This window comes from Pseudomonas oryzagri, assembly GCF_020831405.1.
GTDB lineage: Bacteria > Pseudomonadota > Gammaproteobacteria > Pseudomonadales > Pseudomonadaceae > Geopseudomonas > Geopseudomonas oryzagri.
Genome location: NZ_JAJHPU010000043.1, coordinates 579,776 through 598,044 on the forward strand (window position 1 = coordinate 579,776; position 18,269 = coordinate 598,044).

Here is an 18,269-nt window from a genome sequence, read left to right on the forward strand (position 1 = left end):
TCGCGTTCGCAATGCTCACGGTGGTATGTTCAAGCAGAAGCGATTTCGTCTCAGCTGCAAGCTGCGGAGGCCGCTTGCGTTCTTTTGATGCTCTCAACGCACGTCTCTTGGTTACGGATGCGCCGTTTTGGTGCTTCCGTGCCTTGCATTTTGCATAAGCTGCTGAACTTAAAGGAATTTATCGGTTGGCCCGGGCCTTGCATTTGCTAAGGCAAGAGGCACAAACAGGGAGCGTGCGATAATGGTTCGCAGCACTTACGATGAGATGTACGATGCCCAGGGCGGATGCCGGGCGCATTATCAAGCCTTTGCCCGCTGGCTGGCGGCCACCCCGAGCGAACTGGTCGAACAACGCCGCCGCGAGGCCGATCTGCTGTTTCACCGGGCGGGAATCACCTTCACCCTGTATGGCGACAAGCAGGGCACCGAGCGCCTGATCCCCTTCGACACCATCCCACGCAGCATCCCCGCCAGCGAATGGCAGCAGGTCGAGCGCGGCTGCATCCAGCGCGTGCGCGCGCTGAACATGTTCCTCGCCGATCTCTATCACGACCAGCGCATCGTCAAGGCCGGCATCATTCCCGCCGAGCAGGTGCTGGCCAACGAGGGCTATCAGCTGGCCATGCAGGGGCTCGATCTGCCCCACGATCTCTATGCGCACATCGCCGGTGTCGATCTGGTGCGCGACGGCGATGGCACCTACTACGTGCTGGAGGACAATCTGCGCACGCCGAGCGGCGTTTCCTACATGCTGGAAAACCGCAAGATGATGATGCGCCTGTTCCCCGAGCTGTTCGCCGGCCAACGCATCGCGCCGATCAACCACTATCCGAGCCTGCTGCTCGACACCCTGAAAAGCGCCAGCCTGGTCGACAATCCCAGCGTGGTGGTGCTCACTCCCGGGCGCTACAACAGCGCCTACTTCGAACACGCCTTCCTGGCCCGCGAGATGGGTGTCGAGCTGGTCGAAGGCGCCGACCTGTTCGTGCGCGACGATCGGGTATATATGCGCACCACCGCCGGCCCGCAGCCGGTCGACGTGATCTACCGGCGCATCGACGACGCCTTCCTCGACCCGCTGGCCTTCAATCCCGACTCCATGCTCGGCGTGCCCGGCCTGCTCTCCGCCTATCGCAGCGGCAAGGTGATCCTCGCCAACGCCATCGGCACCGGGGTGGCCGACGACAAGTCGGTGTACCCCTACGTGCCGGAGATGATCCGCTTCTATCTGGACGAGGAGCCGATCCTCGCCAACGTGCCGACCTGGCAGTGCCGCAAGCCGGCCGAGCTCTCGCACGTGCTGGCCAACCTGGAGCACCTGGTGGTCAAGGAGACCCAGGGCTCCGGTGGCTACGGCATGCTCGTCGGTCCGGCCGCGAGCAAAGCCGAGATCGAAGCCTTCCGCGCCCGCCTCAAGGCCAACCCGGCGGCCTACATCGCCCAGCCGACCCTCAGCCTGTCGACCTGTCCGACCTTCGTGGAAAGCGGCATCGCGCCGCGGCACATCGACCTGCGACCGTTCGTGCTGTCCGGCCAGCAGGTGCGCCTGGTGCCGGGCGGGCTGACCCGCGTGGCCCTGCGCGAGGGCTCCCTGGTGGTGAACTCGTCGCAGGGCGGTGGCACCAAGGACACCTGGGTGGTCGAGGATTCGACCGTAGCCTCCGAATCACGCGAAGTCTGAGCGAGAAGCCGTCATGCTGAGTCGTACTGCTGCCGATCTGTATTGGATGTCGCGCTATCTGGAGCGCGCGGAAAACATGGCGCGGATGCTGGATGTCAGCCATTCGCTGTCGCTGATGCCGCAGGGCGGTCGGGGCGATGGCCTGGAAGAGCTGGCCATGCCGCTGTTGATCACCGGTACCCTGGACGCCTACCTGGAGCGCCACCGCGAGCTGGACGCCGAGCGCATCCTGCACTTCTTCGCCCTCGACGCCGACAACCCGGCGAGCCTCTACAGCTGCCTGCGCGCGGCGCGCACCAATGCCCACGCGGTGCGCGGGCGGATCACCGCCGACATTTGGGAGAACATCAACGCCACCTGGCTGGAGATGCGCCACATCGCCGAGCAGGCGCCGGCCAACTTCAGCGCCAGCAACTTCTGCGAGTGGGTCAAGGAGCGCTCCCATCTGTTCCGCGGGGCCACCGAAGGCACCATCATGCGGGGCAACGCCTATCGCTTCATTCGTCTCGGCACCTTCATCGAACGCGCCGACAACACCCTGCGCCTGCTCGACACCCGCAACCAGCTGATGGGCGACGCGCCGCCGTGCGAATCCACCGCACGCGACTACTATCAGTGGAGCGCCCTGCTGCGCGCGCTGTCGGCCTACGAGGCGCATGCCGCCCTGTACCGCGGCTCGCCCAAGGTCTCGCAGGTGGCCGAGCTGCTCCTGCTGCGCGCCGAGGTACCGCGCTCGCTGCGCACCTGCATCGCCACGCTGAGTCAGATCCTCGCCGAGATCCCCGGCACCAACGGCCGCCCGGCCCAGCGCATGGCCGCCGAACTGGAGGCGCGCCTGCGCTTCACCGGTGTCGAGGAAGTGCTCGAGGAAGGCCTGCAGGCCTGGATCCACGACTACATCCTGCTGGTTCGCCAGTTGGCCAACGCCATCCATAGCGCCTATCTGGAGGCTGTATGAGGCTTGCCATCCATCACGACACCACCTACCGCTATGCCGAGCGGGTGCGCGCGAGCATCCAGTACCTGCGCCTCACCCCACAGAACAGCGCGCGCCAGCGCGTGCTCGACTGGCAGTTGGATCTGCCGGAAAGCGCCCGTGCCCAGCGCGACGGCCATGGCAACATCCTGCACGTGCTGACCCTCGACGAGCCGCACCAGGCCATCGTCATCGGCGCCCACGGCCAGGTGGAGATCGACGAAAGCTGCGAGAGCGAGAGCGATCCGGTCTCGCCGCTGCCCTATCTGCGCTGCACCGGGCTGACCACGGCGGATGCCGCCCTGCGCGAGTTCGCCGCCCAGGTGTGCGGCGCGCGCCGCGACCGTGCCGCGCTGATCGAGCTGATGGCGGCGCTGCACCGGCGCATGCCGTTCAGCCCCGGCGTCACCGAGGTCGAGACCACTGCGGCCGAGGCCTTCGCCCTGGGCCTGGGCGTGTGCCAGGACCACACCCACGTGTTCCTGGCCTGCGCCCGCAGCCTGGGCATCCCGGCGCGTTATGTGTCCGGCTACCTGTGCACCGCCGGCAGCCCGCAGCTGGCCAGCCACGCCTGGGCGGAGGTCTGGATCGACGGCGCCTGGTACAGCTTCGACGTTACCAACCAGCTGACCCGTCCCGAGCGGCATATCAAGCTGGCTGTCGGTCTCGACTACCTGGACGCCTGCCCGGTGCGCGGCATGCGTCGCGGCGGCCAGGAGCAGATGCACGCCCAGGTGCAGAGCGCGCCGCTGCTGCAGAACCAGCTGCCCAGCCAGGAGCAGTGATTCCCCCGCGCCCGGGCGCCGTATGCGGGCCGGGGCGAACGGCGATCAATCCGGCTGCGTTCGCCGATGCGCGCGCAGCCGGCGCAACAGCCACTTCTCCACCTCCACCAGCACCAGCACCCCCAGTCCGCAGGCGGCCACCAGGCCCCAGCCGCGCGCATCCAGCGCGGCGGTGCCGAACAGCGCCTGCAATGGCCCCCAGTGAGTGAACGCCAGCTGCAGGGGCAGCAGCAGGGCGACCATCGTCCACACCATCGGGTTGTCGCGCAGGCCGAAGCCGGCCGGTTCGAGCAGGCGGCGGGCGCAGAACAGATAGCCGATCTCCCCGGCGACCAGGGCATTGACCGCCAGGCTGCGTGCCACCTCCAGCGGCAGGCCCAGCCGCTCGGCATGCATGAACATGCCCAGGCTGGCGCCGCTCAGCAGCAGGCCGACGAACAGCAGGCGCCACAGTAGCTGACCGGACAGCAGCGGCTCGCGCGGGTCGCGTGGCGGACGGTGCATCAGGTCGCCCTCGGCCGGCTCGAAGGCCAGCGCCAGCGCCAGGGTCACCGCGGTGACCATGTTGACCCAGAGGATCTGCAGCGGGGTGATCGGCAGGGTCAGACCCAGGACGATCGCGGCCAGCAGCACCAGCGACTGGCCGGCGCTGGTCGGCAGGATGAACAGGATCGACTTGCGCAGGTTGTCGTAGACGGTGCGACCTTCGGCGACCGCGCGGGCGAGGGTGGCGAAGTTGTCGTCGGCCAGCACCATCTGCGCGGCCTCCTTGGCCGCCTCGGTGCCCTTGATGCCCATCGCGATGCCGATGTCGGCGCGCTTGAGTGCCGGGGCGTCGTTGACCCCGTCGCCGGTCATCGCCACCCGTTCGCCGCGCGCCTGCAGGCGCTCCACCAGGCGCAGCTTGTGCGCCGGGCTGGTGCGGGCGAACACCGCGGTGTGCGCCAGGCGCGCGTCCAGACCGGCGTCGTCGAGTCGGTCGATCTCCGCCCCGGTCAGCGCGGTACCGCTATCCAGGCCCAGGCGTCCGGCGATCGCCAGGGCGGTGGCGGCGTGGTCGCCGGTGATCATCTTCACCGCGATGCCGGCGCTGCGGCAGGCGGCGATCGCCGTGACGGCCTCGTCGCGCGGCGGATCGAGCATGCCGACCAGGCCGAGGAGGATGAAGTCGCCCTCCAGGTCGGCGTAGTTCAGCTCGGCCTGCGGCCTGGCCAGAGGGCGCATGGCCACGCCGAGCATGCGCAGGCCGAGGGTGGCGCCTTCCTCCAGGCGGCTGTGCCAGTGGCGCGGGTCGAGGGTTTCGGGGTTGCCGTCGCGCCACTGCCGGTTGCACAGCTCGAGCAGGCGCTCCGGAGCGCCGAACAGATAGATCAGGCCGTGACCGGCGTGATCGTGATGCAGGCTGGCAGTGCAGCGCAGTTCCGGGCTGAAGGGGATGCTGTCGACCCGCGGCAGGCGTGCCAGCTCGTGCTCGGCACGCAGGGCGAGCTTGCCGGCCAGGGTCAGCAGCGCGGCTTCGGTGGGATCGCCGCTGATCCGCCAGCCCTCGGCAGTGTGCTGCAGGCTGGCGCCGCTGGCCAGCAGCCCGGCGCGGGCGAGCTCCAGTAGGTCGTCGGCCTGCTGCGGCTCGAGCCGGCTGCCCTGGCTGCTGAGGCTGCCGCAGGGCTCGTAGCCGACACCGCCGATCTGGTAGCTGCAGCTGGTGGTGAACACCTGCTGCACGGTCATCTCGTTGCGGGTGAGGGTGCCGGTCTTGTCCGAACAGATCACCGTGACCGCGCCCAGGCTCTCCACCGCCGGCAGGCGACGGACGATGCTGCGGTGGCGGGCCATGCGCTGCACGCCGAGGGCGAGGACGATGGTCAGCACCGCCGGCAGGCCCTCGGGGATCGCCGCCACGGCCAGGCCCACCGCAGCCATCAGCATGTCGCCGGGCGCATAGGCGTGCCACAGGGTGCCGACGGCGAAGGTCAGGGCGGCGAGGCCGAGGATGGCGATGGTCAGCTGGCGGGCGAAGCGCTGCATGTCGCCGAGCAGCGGGGTCTGCAGGCTCTCCACCTGTTCGAGCAGGCCGCTGATGCGGCCGAGTTCGGTGGCGTCGCCAGTGGCGACCACCACGCCGGCGCCGTGTCCGGCGCTGACCAGGGTGCCGGAGTAGGCCATGCAGTGGCGGTCGCCGAGGCTGGCGCTGCCTTCCACCGCGCTGCAGGCCTTGTCGGCGGGCAGCGACTCGCCGGTGAGCATCGCCTCGTCGATGCGCAGGTCGCGGCACTCCAGCAGGCGCAGGTCGGCGGGCACGCGGTCGCCGGCTTCGAGCAGGACAATGTCGCCGGGCACCAGCTGCTCGGCCGGCAGCACGCAGGCCGCGCCGTTGCGGCGTATCCGGCAATCGAGGGTCAGCAGCGTGCGGATCGCGCGCATCGCCTGCTCGGCCTTGCCCTCCTGGAGGAAACCGACCAGTGCGTTGATCGCGATCACGCCGAGGATCACCAGGCAGTCCAGCCACTCGCCGAGCAGGCCGACCAGCGCCGCCGAGGCCAGCAGCACGTAGATCAGCAGGTTGTGGAATTGGCGCAGCAGACGCTGCAGCCAGCCCGGTCCGCGGGCCTCGGCCAGCCGGTTGGGGCCGTGCTCCTGCAGCCGTCGCGCCGCTTCGGCGCTGTCGAGGCCGGCGGTCCGCGCGTGCAGCCGTTCGAGACACTGCTGGGGGGGCTGTGCGTGCCAATCCTCTGGCGGTTTGCTGGACATGCGCATTCTCCCTGCGACTGGGCGAAGGTGGACCGCGGAGGAGACAGGATTGCATCGGTGAGTGGCGGCCTCATGTCACGACCTTAGCTCGCGGCTGGGGACGGGTCCATGCGCGCTGGGAGAACGCGGTCGCAGTCCCGCGCCCCGGCGCGGCACCGGCAATATCCGGCAATATCCGGCAATACTTGCAGCCGGAGGGGGATCGCCAAGTCACCGGCAATTTTGCTGCGCGGCGCTTTGCCCGACGCGGTTGGCCCAGTACGATCAATGCTTTACGCAAACGGAGCATGCGATGCGCACCCAACTGGAAAGCTGTCTGGCCGCGGTCAATCAGGTACTGCTGGGCAAGGACAGGCAGGTGCGCCTGGCCCTCGCCTGTCTGCTGGCGCGCGGCCACCTGCTGCTCGAGGATTTGCCGGGGATGGGCAAGACCACCCTCAGCCATGCCCTGGCCCGGGTCCTCGGCCTCAGCTATCAGCGCATCCAGTTCACCTCCGACTTGCTGCCGGGCGACATCCTCGGCACCTCGGTGTTCAATCGTGATAATGGGCAGTTCATCTTCCATCCGGGGCCGATCTTCGCCGAGCTGGTGCTGGCCGACGAGATCAACCGCGCCACGCCGAAGAGCCAGAGCGCGCTGCTGGAAGCGATGGAAGAGCGCCAGGTGACCATCGAGGGCGCGACCCGGCCGCTGCCGGAGCCGTTCTTCGTGATCGCCACGCAGAACCCGGTCAGCCAGGGCGGCACCTTCGCCCTGCCCGAGTCGCAGCTCGATCGCTTCCTGATGCGCATCTCCCTCGGCTATCCGGCGCGCGCGGCGGAGAAAGCCCTGCTGCTCGGCGAGGCGCGCCGCGACCTGCTGCCGCGCCTCGAACCGGTACTCGATCATGCCGCGCTGGCGCGCATCCAGGCCGAGGTGCCGGGCATCCACGCCAGCGAGGCGGTGATCGACTACGTACTGCGCCTGGTCGAGGCCACCCGCAGCCAACCGGCCTTCGCCCTCGGCCTGTCGCCGCGCGGCAGCCTGGCGCTGCTCGCCGCGGCGCGCGCCTGGGCGATGCTGGCGGGCCGCGACTACGTGATTCCCGAGGACGTGCAGGCGGTGCTGCCGGCGGTGGCCGGCCATCGCCTGCGCGATGCGGCCGATCCGGCCGGCCACGGCGGCGGCGCCCTGGTGCAGTGGCTGCTGCGCGAAGTGACGCCGTTCTGATGTCGTCCCGTCTGTTCGCCTCGCGCCGGGAGCGCTGGCTGGCCAAGCGCATCCCGCCGGCTCGCCAGGTCCGTCTCGACCAGCGGCGTATCTTCATCCTGCCGACCCGCGAGGGCCTGCTGTTCGGCGTGGCGCTGCTGGTCATGCTGCTGGCGGCGATCAACTACCAGAACAGCCTGGCCTACGGATTGACCTTCCTGCTGCTGTCGCTGGGGCTGATCACCATCCTGCACACCTGGCGCAACCTGGCCGGCCTGCAACTGGCCGCCGGCGAGGCGCCGCCGGTGTTCGCCGGCGAGCAGGCGTGTTTTCGCGTGCGCCTGCAGAGCAGTGGGCGCGCGCACAGCGGCATCGCCCTGGGCTGGCCGCCGGCGGCGCTGCAGCGCCTGGACGTCGCGGCGGATGGCAGCGGCGAGGTCGAACTGTTCCTGCCCGCCGGCCAGCGCGGCTGGCTGCGTGCGCCGCGCCTGCGCGTGGAGAGCCGCTTTCCGCTAGGTCTGCTGGTGGCCTGGAGCTGGGTCGATCTCGACCTGGCCGCGCTGGTCTACCCGCGGCCCGTTTCGGGCGAGTTGCCGCCGGCCGGTGGCGTCGGCGAGGACGATGACGAACCGGGCAGCGCGGCGCAGCGCAGCGGGGTGGACGACTTCCAGGGACTGCGACCCTGGCAGAGCGGCGACTCGCGCCGCCGCCTGCACTGGAAGGCCTGGTCGCGCGGCCAGGGGCTGCTGGTCAAGGATTTCACCGAGTTGCACAGCCACGACCTGTGGCTGGACTTCGACAGCCTGGGCGGCGACCGCGAGGCGCGGCTGTCGCTGCTTTGCCACTGGGTGGTGCACCTGACCGCTCATGGCCAGCCGTTCGGCCTGCGCCTGCCGGGCGTGAGCCGGCCGCCGGCGCTGGGCGGCGCCCAGCGTGATCTCTGCCTGCGCGATCTGGCCCTGTTCGGCTTGCCGGCCGCGGCGCAGGGGAGGCAGCCATGAAGAAGACACCTCTGCCGATTCCGCGCATCAGCCTGCTCTGGCTGCTGGTCGCGCAGGTGCTGGTGATCCTGCCGCACCTGTTCCATCTGCCGGTGTGGATCGGCGGCCTGTGGCTGGTTTGCGCCACCTGGCGTATCCAGGTGTTCCGCCAGCGCACCAACTATCCCGGCGGGCTGACCAAGGCCTTCATGCTGATCGCCGCCGCGGCGGGGGTGTACGCCTCGCGCGGCTCGCTGATGGGGCTGGATGCCGGGGTGGCGCTGCTGGTGTCCACCTTCCTGCTCAAGCTGGTGGAGCTCAAGACCCGCCGCGACGCTCTGGTCCTGGTGTTCCTCGGCTTCTTCACCGTGCTCACCAGCTACCTGTTCGACGACGGTCTGCCGGCCGCGCTGTACAGCCTGCTGCCGGTGACCGCGCTGCTCGCGGCGCTGATCGGCCTGCAGCAGAGCGGCCTGAGCGACAAGCCCTGGCCGACCTTGCGGCTGGCCGGCAGCCTGCTGTTGCAGGCCGTACCGCTGATGCTGGTGCTGTTCGTGTTGTTTCCGCGCCTCGGCCCGCTGTGGTCGGTGCCGATGCCGGGGACGGGCGGCAGCCGCGGCCTGGCCGAGAGCATGACCCCCGGCGATATCGCTGAACTCAGCCAGTCTTCCGCGCTGGCCTTCCGCGCCAGCTTCGCCGGACCGATTCCGCCCCGCCGCGACCTGTACTGGCGCGCGCTGACCTTCGAGCAGTTCGATGGCCGGCGCTGGTCGCAACTGGACGAGATGACGCGGAGTCGCCCCGACTGGCGGCCCGAAGGGCCGTCGCTGTCCTACAGCATCGTCATGCAGGCCAGCGGCCAGCCCTGGTTGTTCGCCCTGGACACCGCGACCACCGATCTGGAACACACCCGGCAGATGGGCGACTTCCGCCTGCAGCGCCGCCGTCCCGTCGACCAGAGCCTGCTTTACAGCGTCACTTCCTGGCCGCAGGCACGGCGCGAGGTGCAGGGCAGTCCGCGGCTGGACGTCGCCCTGCAGCTGCCCGATCACGGCAACCCGCGCGCCCGGCAGTGGGCGGCCGAGCTCAAGGCTCGGCATGGCGGCGACCCGCAGGGGCTGGTGGACGATCTGCTCGGCCACTTCGCCCGCGAGGAGTACTACTACACCCTCAAACCGCCGCTGGCCGGCGAAGACACGGTCGATCACTTCCTGTTCGACACCCGGCGCGGCTTCTGCGCCCACTACGCGGGAGCGATGACCTTCGTCCTGCGCGCGGCGGGCATCCCGGCGCGGGTGGTGGCCGGCTACCAGGGGGGCGAGGTCAACCCGGCCGGCAACTACGTGCAGGTGAATCAGTTCGACGCCCACGCCTGGGTGGAGTACTGGCTGCCGGGCCATGGCTGGATCAGCGCCGATCCCACCTTCCAGGTGGCGCCGACGCGCATCGAGCAGGGCCTGCAGCAGGCCCTGCCGGCCGAGGACACCTTCCTCGCCGACGCACCGCTGTCGCCGCTGCGCTACCGGCATGTCGAGTGGCTCAATCAGCTGCGCCTGTCCTGGGACAACCTCAACTACACCTGGCAGCGCAAGGTGCTCGGCTACCAGGGCGCCGAACAGCTCAAGCTGCTGGAAAGCTGGTTCGGCAATGTCGACCCGGCACGCATCGGAATGATTCTGCTGGCCTGCCTCGGGCTGCTGTTCGGCGGCCTGGCGCTCGTTCTGCTCAAGCCGTGGAAGCGCCCGCACGATCCGCTGCTGCGCCAGTACCGGCGCTTCGAGCGCCTGCTGGCCCGCCAGGGGGTGCGCCGCGGCGCCGGGGAGGGGCCGCTGGCCTTCGCCGAGCGGGCCGCCCTGGCGCTGCCCGGGCAGGCCGCGGAGATCCGCGCCTTCGCCCAGCGCTTCGCCCATCAGCGCTATGCCGATGCGGCGGCCGATCCGGCCGCCTTGCGTCGACTGCTGGGTCGCCTGCGCCGGCAGTTGCCGTGGCGGCCCTGGTGGCGCACCGGTAACGCTTCGGCCGGCGTGCGCGGCGGCTGAGGCGCGGCGGCTGCTATGCTCGCTAAGGCCCACGCTGGAAATCATCCATGCCCACCTTGTCCAGTCAGTTGATCGCCCACTTCATCGCCCTGGATGTCGAACTCCTGGCCACCCGGGCGCGCCTGCAGGCGCGTACCGACAGCGCTGCGCTGCACGACCTGCGCATCGTGGTACGTCGCCTGCGCAGTCGTCTGCGACCCCTGCGCGGCCTGCCGGGTATCGAGACCCTCGAGGAGGTGGCAGCCGAGCTGGGCCATCTGAGTACGCCGCTGCGCGATCTGGAGGTGCTGATCGCCGAGCTGGAGCGCAGGGGGCAGTCGCAGGCTGCCGCCGCACGACGTCAGGTGCTGGAGCTGGGTTGTGCGCGGCTGCTTGGCGAGACGGCGCTGGTGCGCTTGGAGCACGGCCTGGCGCAGTTGCCCGGTCTGCTGCGCGAAAGTCAGCGCCAGGGGCTGCTCAAGGGCTGGCGGCGCAAGGTGCACCACCGCCTGGTGCGGTTGCAGCATCGTCTGGAGAAAACGCTGGCCGACCCGGAGCACGACCGCCATCGTCTGCGTCTGCGGGTCAAGCGCGTGCGCTACGCCGCCGAGGTGTGGCCGGAGCAACTGGTGGTGCCGATGGCCGCGCTGAAGGCGGCGCAATCGGCGCTGGGCGACTGGCACGATCGCTTGGTGTGGTGTCAGCACGCCGCCGAGGAGCGCGACCTGCAGCCCTGCCTGGAACACTGGCAGCACGAACTGGCGGCGGCCGAGGTCGTGGCCGATGCGGCCCTGCTGGCTCTCCGCCAGGCGTTGGAGCGGATCGACTGATCCGTCCCCTTCAGATTTCCGGCAGACCGAAGAATGCCCGCGCGCTGGCGGTGCTGTGCGCGGCGAGGCACTCCGGCGTTTCGCCGCGATGGCGGGCCACTTCGTTGAGCACCTCGATCAGGAACGCCGGTTCGTTGTGGCCGTGCTTCGGTCGCGGGCGCAGGGTGCGCGGCAGCAGGTAGGGCGCATCGCTCTCCAGCATCAGGCGTCCGCGGGGGATATCCCGCACCAGCTCGTGCAGATGGCTGCCGCGGCGTTCGTCGCAGATCCAGCCGGTGATGCCGATGTGCAGGTCGAGGTCGAGGTAGGCATACAGCGCCCGCTTCTCGCCGGTGAAGCAATGCACCACGGCACCCGGCAGGCGATCGCGATAGTGGCGCAGGATCGCCAGCAGGCGCTCGCTGGCGTCGCGCTCGTGGAGGAACACCGGACGTCCCAGCTCGCAGGCCAGGACCAACTGTTCCTCCAGCGCGCGCTCCTGCGCGGGCCGCGGCGAGAAATCGCGATTGAAGTCCAGGCCGCATTCGCCCACCGCGCGCACCTGCGGTTCGGCCAGCAGCACGCGCAGCTGGCGGGCGCTGTCGCCGCTCCAATGGCTGGCTTCGTGGGGGTGCAGACCGGCGGTGGCGAACAGGCGCTGGCCGTCGTGGTCGAACTCCCGGCACAGCGCCAGGGCATCCTCGCTGTCCTCTACCGAGGTGCCGGTGAGCACCATCTGGCACACCCCGGCCTGCGCAGCGCGAGCGATGAAGCCCTCGCGGTCCTTGGCGAAGGAGCCATGAGTCAGATTGACGCCGATGTCGATCAGTTGCATGGTGCTGCACCCGTATGCTGGCCGAATGTCCCGAAGGGAATTCGAGATTGACGAAAAACTCCATATTTAACCGCAACATCGCCGACATGAGCAGCCTTGTGGCCAGGCATCGGGCCTTCGCCCTGCCGGTCCTGGTGCTGTGCTGCCTGCTCGGTCTGTTGCCGCTGCCGGCCAGTGCGCGCCTGGCCGGCCCGCCGGAGGGCTGGAGTGCGGCCGAGAGCGTTCGCGACCTGACGGCGATCCGGGCCAGCGGCCAGCTGCGCGTGCTGGTCAATCAGAGCCGGCACAGCTCCGGAGTGGTCCGCGGCGAACCGATCGGCGTGGAATACCATCGCCTGCGCGCCCTGGAGCAGTACCTCAATCGCACCACCCGCGATGGCCGCGAGGTGCACCTGCGGTTGATCCCGCTGCCCAAGGAGGAGTTGCTGGCGGCACTGCTGCGCGGCGAGGGCGATCTGGTCGCACCCGGCGAACTCCTGGCGCTGCGCAGGGACATGCCGGTGCGCGCCAGCGCGCCCATCCAGCGCGACGTGCCGCTGGTGGTGGTGTCGCGCCAGGGCAACCGACGCTACCAGCGCGTCGAGCAGCTCGCCGGCCACAGTCTGGCCCTGCCGGTGGGCAGCGCCGCCCGTGGCGCCCTGCAGCGGCTCAATGCCGGGCTGAAGGCGCCCATCGTCGCCGATTGGCAGGATCCGACCCTGGCGGTGGAGGATGTCCTGGAGATGGTGCAGGCCGGCATCCTGCCGATGACCGCGGTCGAGCTGCCGATCGCCGAGCGCTGGGCCAAGGTGATGCCCAAGCTGCGCATCGACCGCCATCTGCGCCTGGCGCAGAAGGGCGATCTCAGTTGGTACACCCGCCGCGGCGCTTCCAGCCTGAGCGCCAGCATCGACCAGTTCCTGCGCGAGTATCGGGCGCCGGAGGATGCGGACCGGGTGTTCCAGCGCGTCTATCGGCGCTCGTACAAGGTGCGTCAGCCGCTCGGTCGCGCCGAACGCCAGCGCCTGGAGCGGGTGAGGCCGGCCCTGATGCGGCATGCCAAGGCGCAGTCGCTGGACTGGCTGCTGCTGGCGGCGCTGGCGCTCAAGGAGTCCACCCTGAATCCCGATGCCCGCGGTTCGGGTGGCGCCCGCGGCCTGCTGCAGGTCACGCCGGCGGCGGCGCGCAGCGTGGGCGTCGGCAATGCCGCCAGCCTCGACGGCAACGTGCAGGCTGGCGCCAAGTACCTGGCGATGCTGCGCCGGCGTTATTTCGCCAGCTCGCAGCTCAACGAGCGCGAGCGCATGGCCTTCGTGCTGGCGGCCTACAACCTGGGCCCGCAGCGGATCCAGGGCCTGCGCGCCGAAGCGCGACGCCGCGGGCTGGATCCCAACCGCTGGTTCTTCCAGGTCGAGCGGGTGGCTGCCGAGCGCCTCGGTCTGGGGGTGGTCAGCTACGTGGGCAGCGTGAACAAGTACCATCTGGCGCTGAGCCGTGAGCGCTATCGCCTTGAGCCCAATTGATCTATTTTGTCGATTCGTTTGTCGCGCATTTTGCGCTATTGGTTTCGAATTTTTCGGCTAGATTCTCTTTATCGCTCACTTGAAGAGGACTTTCCGATGAATGCTTTCTGCGCTTCCCTGCTGTCCAGTCGTGGCGGTTACGGTTTGACCGTACTACGTGTGGTGGTCGGCCTGACTTTCATGGCCCACGGTTCCCAGAAGCTGTTCGGCTGGTTCGGCGGCTACGGTCTGGCCGGCGTCGGCCAGTGGATGGAGTCGATCGGCCTGAGCCCCGGCTACCTGATGGCGCTGCTCGCCGGCAGCGGCGAGTTCTTCGGCGGCCTGGCACTGGTGATCGGTCTGCTGGTGCGGCCGGCGGCGGTGGTGCTGGCGGTGGTTTCGCTGGTGGCGATGTTCAGCGTGCATTGGGTCAATGGCTTCTTCATCACCAACAACGGCTACGAGTACGCGCTGGCGTTGCTGACGGCGAACGTGGCGCTGCTGATCGACGGGGCGGGCAAGCTGTCGCTGGATGGCCTTCTGTGCGCTGACCGGTCGGCACGCAGCGGCTTGACAGCGGTTTCGCGCCATCCTTAGGATCCTTGCCAGGCGCCGATTTAAAACAGCAACTTGCGGGGCGCCGGTCCGGCGCCGTCGCGCGACAGACCGAAATGCCGCTAAAGCGCTGGTCCGGTGTCGCCTCCCACCGCGTCCAGTAGAGTCTGGCGAGGTGGAGAATTCGCAATGAACTGTCCGCGACCCCTGGTCCGCCTGGCGCCTATCACCACCGGATTATTGGCGCGCAATCCGCGCGTGCTGCTTGCCGGCCAGCACCAGCCCACCCTGTTGCGCTACCTCGATGGCTGGCCCAAGCGCTGGGCCTGTCCGCGCACCTTCCTGCTCCAGTTCGCCCGCAGCGAGGCCGATGATCTGCGCCGCTTCGCATCGGACAGCTTCGACTTCGCGGTGATCCATGCCCCTGCGGCCGACCAACTCGAGTCGACCATCAGCGCTTTGGTGCGGGTGGCGCGCCAGGGCCTGATCGCCCGGCGCAACCCTCAGGGATAATCGATCTCCACCACATACCAGGTGCGCTCGCCGGTGGGCGTGTGCACCCGCACCTCCGCGTCCAGCGCCTTGCCGACCAGGGCGCGCGCCAGCGGCGAGTCGATGCTGATGTGGTTCTGCTTGAGGTCGAGTTCGTCCGGGCCGACGATGCGATAGCGCGCCGTCTCGCCCTGCTCGTCCTCCAGGGTGACCCAGGCGCCGAAGTACACCCTGCCCGGATCGGCCGGCCGCTCGTGGATCACCTTGAGGGCTTCCAGACGCTTGCGCAGAAAGCGCACGCGACTGTCGATCTCGCGCAGCATCTTCTTGCCGTAGGTGTACTCGGCGTTTTCCGAACGATCACCCTGGGCAGCCGCTTCGCTGACCGCCTGGGTGACCTGCGGGCGGCGCACGTTCCACAGTTCGTGCAGCTCGGCGCGCAGGCGGGCTTCACCTTCGGGAGTGATCAGCGGGGTGCCGGCGGTGCGCGGTGGGCGGTAACGACTCATTTCGATCTCGCGTCCGTTGGAGGGGGCTCAGGCTTCGCGCAATACGGCGAGCGGGCTGATGTTCAGCGCGCGGCGGGTGCCATACAGGCCGGCGGCGCCGATCAGCAGGGCGCCGACCAGCGGCAGCAGCAGCAATTGTGGGTGGGGTTGCCAGGGGAGGTCGAACACCAGACGGTAGAGCAGGGCGCTGACCACTTCGCAGCCGAGGGCGGCGAGCAGTCCGCTGCCGGCGCCGAGCACGGCGAACTCGCTGCGCCTGGCGCGTACCAGCAATTGGCGATTGGCGCCGATCGCGCGCAGCAGGGCGCCCTGGCGGATACGCTCGTCCAGCGTGGCCTGCAGGCCGGCGAACAGCACCACCAGGCCGGCGGCGAGGACGAACAGCAGCACGTATTCGACGGCCAGGCTGACCTGGGCGAGGATATCGCGCAGCTGGGCCAGCACGGCGTCGACCTGCAGCAGGGTGACGGTGGGGAAGGCGCGGGCCAGTTCGACCAGGGGGCGTTCGGAGCCAGGCGGCAGATAGAAGCTGGTCAGATAGGTGGCCGGCAATCCGGCGAGGCTCTGCGGCTCGAAGATCATGAAGAAGTTGGGCTGGAAGTTGTCCCAGTTGACGCTGCGCAGGCTGCTCACCTGCGCCTCCAGCGGCTGGCCGCCGATATCGAAGCCCAGGCGGTCGCCGGGTTTGACCCCCAGGCTTTTCGCCAGCTCGGCCTCCACCGATACCGCAGGGCCGTGGCCGGCCGGCAGGGCATCCCACCAGTGGCCGGCCACCACCTGGTTGTCCGCCGGCAGGTGGGTGGACCAGGTCAGGTTGAGGTCGCGGCGCACCCGTGACTCCCTTTCCACCTCCGCTGCTGCCGGCGCGCCATTGATGCTGACCAGTCGCCCGTGAATCACCGGGTAGAGGGTGGCCGGTCGCGGCGACAGCTCGGCGATGCGTGCGGCGAAGCTCTCGCGCTCGTCCGGCAGGATATTCAGGGCGAAGTGGTTGGGCGCCTGCGCGGGCAACTGCTGTTGCCAGTCGTCCAGCAGCTCGCTGCGCAGCAGCACGACCAGTGCCATGGCCAGCAGGATCAGGCCGAAGGCCAGCGACTGGCCGGCGGCGGCCAGCGGGTGACGCAGCAACTGGCCGAGGCCGAGGCGCCAGGTCAGGCCGGCGTCGGCCAGTAGCCGGCGCAGACCGCGCAGCGCCAGCAGCCACAGACCTCCGAGCAGCAGCGCGGCGATCAGGCCGCCGCCGAGCAGAGCGAGGGTCAGCAGGAGGTCGAGGCTCAGCCACCACATGATCAGGCCGAGGGCGAGCAGGGCGATGACGTAGATCAGCCAGGTGGCCAGCGGTGGTGGCAGCAGGTCGCGGCGCAGTACGCGCAGCGGCGGTACCTGGCCCAGCGCGGCCAGCGGTGGCAGGGCGAAGCCGCTCAGCGCCACCAGTCCGGTGGCCATGCCGACCAGCGCGGGTTGCAGGCCGCTGGCAGGGATCTCGCCGGGCAGCAAACCGGCGAGCAAATGGAACAGCCCCAGTTGCGCCAGCCAGCCGAGCAGGGCGCCGGCCAGACTGGCGAGCAGGCCGAGAATGAGCAATTGCACGCCGAACAGCAGCAGCGTCTCGCGGCGCGACAGGCCGAGGCAGCGCAACATGGCGCTGAAGTCGTAACGGCGCTGGGCGAAGCGCGCCGCCGAGAGGGCGACGGCGACCCCGGCCAGCAGCACGGCGGCCAGGCTGGCCAGGTTGAGGTAGCGGGCGGCACGGTCCAGCGCGTTGCCGAGCTGACGGTTGCCGTCGTGGGCATCCTGCAGGCGCTGGTGGGCGGCCAGGGTCGGCTTGACGGCATCGCGGTAGTCGGCCAGGCGCGCCGGCTCGCCACGCCAGAGTTCGCGATAGCGAACCCGGCTGCCCGGCTGGACCACTCCGGTGGCCTCGAGATCGGTCAGGTTGATCAGCACGTGCGGGGTCAGGCTGTAGAAGTCGCCGCCACGATCCGGCTCGTAGGTCAGCACGCGGGTCAGGCGCAGCGGCTGGCGGCCGATCTCGATGAGGTCGCCAAGCTGCAGGTTGAGCGCCACCAGCAGGCGGGCCTCGGCCCACACCTCGCCGGGGGCCGGACGGCCGCCGGGCTCCTCGGCACCATATAGTCGCGCCGCACTCCGCAACTGGCCGCGCAGGGGATAGTTTTCATCCACCGCCTTGACGCTGGTCAGCTGCACACCGCTGTCGGTGGCGACCACGCTGGCGAACTCGACGGTGCGTGCGTGAGTCAGGCCGAGCTGCTGGCCGGCGGCGATTTGGCCGGCTTCGGCCGGCGCGGTGCCACGCAGCACCAGATCGGCGCCGAGGAATTCGCTGGCGCGCAGCAGCATCGCTGCATTCAGGCGGCCGCTGAAGTGGCCGATGGTGCTGCTGGCCGTCACCGCGATGAGCAGGGCGGAGAACAGCACACGCAACTCGCCGGGGCGGGCGTCGCGCAGCAGCTGGCGCAGACCGAGTTGCAGCAGGCGGAGCAGGGGCAGCTTGCGCACCTCAGGCCTCCATGGCGACACGGCGCCCCGCCTCCAGACGCAGTTGCCGCTGGCAGCGTCCGGCCAGACGGGCGTCGTGGGTGACCAGCACCAGGGTAGTGCCGCGCTCGCGGTTGAGTTCGAACAACAGCTCGGTGATGCGCTCGCCGGTCTGGCTGTCGAGGTTGCCGGTGGGTTCGTCGGCGAACAGGATGTCGGGCTCGCCGGCGAACGCGCGGGCGATGGCTACCCGTTGCTGCTCGCCGCCGGAGAGTTGGCGCGGGTAGTGACTCGTGCGCTGGCCGAGGCCGACGCGTTCGAGCAGCGCGCTGGCGCGCTGGCGGGCATCGCTGCGTCCGTCGAGTTCCAGCGGCAGCATGACGTTCTCCAAGGCGGTGAGACTGTCGAGCAGCTGGAAGGACTGGAACACGAAGCCGACATGCTCGGCACGCACGCGGGCGCGTTGGTCCTCGTCGAGTCGGGAGAGCGCGTGGCCGGCCAGCTGCACCTCGCCGGCGCTGGGCTGGTCGAGGCCGGCGAGCAGACCGAGCAGGGTAGACTTGCCCGATCCGGAGCGGCCGAGAATGGCCAGGCTGTCGCCCTTGGCGAGCTCCAGATCGAGATCGTCGAGGATGGTCAGCTCGCCTTCCGCGCTGCTGACCACTTTGCTAAGGTTTCGCGCATTGAGAATACTGGTACTCATGGAGAATCC

15 protein-coding genes are annotated in these 18,269 nt (G+C 69.4%); 10 read left to right on the top strand and 5 right to left on the bottom strand.

Annotation, left to right across the window (positions count from 1 at the left end; translation table 11 throughout):
• Positions 1 to 241 precede the first annotated feature (241 nt).
• Genes LMJ29_RS19325 through LMJ29_RS19335 form a run of 3 tightly spaced genes read left to right on the top strand, consistent with a single transcriptional unit; the run spans position 242 to position 3,442 of the window.
• On the top strand, positions 242 to 1,681 hold the full coding sequence (locus tag LMJ29_RS19325; protein ID WP_229607141.1) for a circularly permuted type 2 ATP-grasp protein: 1,440 nt from the start codon (positions 242 to 244) through the stop codon (positions 1,679 to 1,681).
• 13 nt (positions 1,682 to 1,694) lie between these two features.
• A complete protein-coding gene (locus tag LMJ29_RS19330; protein WP_229607142.1) occupies positions 1,695 to 2,639 on the top strand; it encodes an alpha-E domain-containing protein in 945 nt (314 codons plus the stop codon).
• A complete protein-coding gene (locus LMJ29_RS19335) occupies positions 2,636 to 3,442 on the top strand; it encodes a transglutaminase family protein (RefSeq protein ID WP_229607143.1) in 807 nt (268 codons plus the stop codon). The genes LMJ29_RS19330 and LMJ29_RS19335 overlap by 4 nt, the downstream gene beginning before the upstream one ends.
• A gap of 45 nt (positions 3,443 to 3,487) precedes the next feature.
• Here the strand turns inward: LMJ29_RS19335 and LMJ29_RS19340 are convergent, their stop codons facing one another.
• Positions 3,488 to 6,190, bottom strand: a complete 2,703-nt coding sequence (locus LMJ29_RS19340) for a cation-transporting P-type ATPase (RefSeq protein ID WP_229607144.1) — start codon at positions 6,188 to 6,190, stop codon at positions 3,488 to 3,490.
• 292 nt (positions 6,191 to 6,482) lie between these two features.
• Here LMJ29_RS19340 and LMJ29_RS19345 point away from each other — a divergent pair, with 292 nt between their 5' ends.
• The 4 genes from LMJ29_RS19345 to LMJ29_RS19360 are packed head-to-tail and all read left to right on the top strand — an operon-like array spanning position 6,483 to position 11,207.
• Positions 6,483 to 7,400, top strand: coding sequence for an AAA family ATPase (locus tag LMJ29_RS19345; protein WP_229607145.1), 918 nt, complete (start codon positions 6,483 to 6,485; stop codon positions 7,398 to 7,400).
• Complete coding sequence (locus LMJ29_RS19350) at positions 7,400 to 8,380, top strand: DUF58 domain-containing protein (protein ID WP_229607146.1); 981 nt, start codon at positions 7,400 to 7,402, stop codon at positions 8,378 to 8,380. Before LMJ29_RS19345 ends, LMJ29_RS19350 begins: the two co-directional genes overlap by 1 nt.
• Positions 8,377 to 10,398, top strand: a complete 2,022-nt coding sequence (locus LMJ29_RS19355) for a transglutaminase TgpA family protein (RefSeq protein ID WP_229607147.1) — start codon at positions 8,377 to 8,379, stop codon at positions 10,396 to 10,398. Before LMJ29_RS19350 ends, LMJ29_RS19355 begins: the two co-directional genes overlap by 4 nt.
• A 47-nt stretch (positions 10,399 to 10,445) precedes the next feature.
• On the top strand, positions 10,446 to 11,207 hold the full coding sequence (locus LMJ29_RS19360; protein WP_229607148.1) for a CHAD domain-containing protein: 762 nt from the start codon (positions 10,446 to 10,448) through the stop codon (positions 11,205 to 11,207).
• Positions 11,208 to 11,217: 10 nt separating this feature from the next.
• Here LMJ29_RS19360 and LMJ29_RS19365 read toward each other — a convergent pair whose 3' ends face one another.
• Entirely contained in the window at positions 11,218 to 12,021 is an 804-nt protein-coding gene (locus LMJ29_RS19365) for a TatD family hydrolase (protein WP_229607149.1), read from the bottom strand.
• A gap of 86 nt (positions 12,022 to 12,107) precedes the next feature.
• Between LMJ29_RS19365 and LMJ29_RS19370 the strand changes: the two genes are divergently transcribed.
• The 3 genes from LMJ29_RS19370 to LMJ29_RS19380 all read left to right on the top strand — a co-directional run bounded on the left by LMJ29_RS19370 (position 12,108) and on the right by LMJ29_RS19380 (position 14,570).
• Positions 12,108 to 13,523: an MltF family protein gene (locus tag LMJ29_RS19370; protein ID WP_229607150.1), complete on the top strand. Its 1,416-nt coding sequence runs from the start codon at positions 12,108 to 12,110 to the stop codon at positions 13,521 to 13,523.
• 96 nt (positions 13,524 to 13,619) lie between these two features.
• Complete coding sequence (locus LMJ29_RS19375) at positions 13,620 to 14,099, top strand: DoxX family protein (protein ID WP_229607151.1); 480 nt, start codon at positions 13,620 to 13,622, stop codon at positions 14,097 to 14,099.
• A gap of 147 nt (positions 14,100 to 14,246) precedes the next feature.
• The gene (locus LMJ29_RS19380) at positions 14,247 to 14,570 is read left to right on the top strand and encodes a hypothetical protein (RefSeq protein WP_229607152.1); all 324 of its coding nucleotides are present in this window, start codon (positions 14,247 to 14,249) and stop codon (positions 14,568 to 14,570) included.
• Here the strand turns inward: LMJ29_RS19380 and greB are convergent.
• The 3 genes from greB to LMJ29_RS19395 are packed head-to-tail and all read right to left on the bottom strand — an operon-like array spanning position 14,561 to position 18,260.
• Positions 14,561 to 15,058, bottom strand: a complete 498-nt coding sequence (gene greB / locus LMJ29_RS19385; protein WP_229607153.1) for a transcription elongation factor GreB — start codon at positions 15,056 to 15,058, stop codon at positions 14,561 to 14,563. The two genes, LMJ29_RS19380 and greB, sit on opposite strands and share 10 nt — an antisense overlap.
• 27 nt (positions 15,059 to 15,085) lie before the next feature.
• A complete protein-coding gene (locus LMJ29_RS19390; RefSeq protein ID WP_264758972.1) occupies positions 15,086 to 17,569 on the bottom strand; it encodes an ABC transporter permease in 2,484 nt (827 codons plus the stop codon).
• A gap of 10 nt (positions 17,570 to 17,579) precedes the next feature.
• The gene (locus LMJ29_RS19395; RefSeq protein ID WP_229607155.1) at positions 17,580 to 18,260 is read right to left on the bottom strand and encodes an ABC transporter ATP-binding protein; all 681 of its coding nucleotides are present in this window, start codon (positions 18,258 to 18,260) and stop codon (positions 17,580 to 17,582) included.
• Positions 18,261 to 18,269: the final 9 nt, after the last annotated feature.